This window comes from Citrobacter sp. VF227, from assembly GCF_052950715.1.
The window spans coordinates 1-433 of sequence record NZ_JBRFVF010000628.1; the positions used below are offsets into that span (position 1 = coordinate 1).

At 52.0% G+C, this 433-nt stretch carries 1 pseudogene; it reads right to left on the reverse strand.

Features of this window, described 5'->3' with window-relative positions:
• A pseudogene (nlpD, locus tag ACU8YC_RS28255) lies at nucleotides 1-421 on the reverse strand (murein hydrolase activator NlpD); the annotation flags it as partial.
• Between the last annotated feature and the right edge of the window lie 12 nt (nucleotides 422-433).

Below are 433 nucleotides of genomic sequence, written 5' to 3' on the forward strand. Positions count from 1 at the left end.
CACCTTCGGTAGCCGCAAAGTTTTCGATCACGTTGCCGTCAGTCGGCCAGCGCCAGGTAGAGATTGGCGAACTTGTTGACGTTGAGTTTGCAGTTGATTCGGTTGCGCTAACTGCCTGAGCCGTTACAGGCGCTGTGACTACAGTCCCAGCAGGCTTGTTGTTCGGCAACATTTTATTAGCACTTTGTTCACCTGAATCCTCAGAATACGTAATTGTTGGTTTCGAAGCAACAGCAACGATGGAATTTTGTGCAGGGTTGGTCACAACTCCTTGCTGTGCTGCATCCGCCTGGGTGATGGCATTACCACCAGTAATCGGTGCGCCAGACGCGTTGCCCACTTGCAGAGTTTGACCTACATTCAGGCAATACGGTGCCGGAACGTTTTTGCGTCATGCGCGCTCACGGAAATCGTTCCCGGTCCTTCAGGTAAT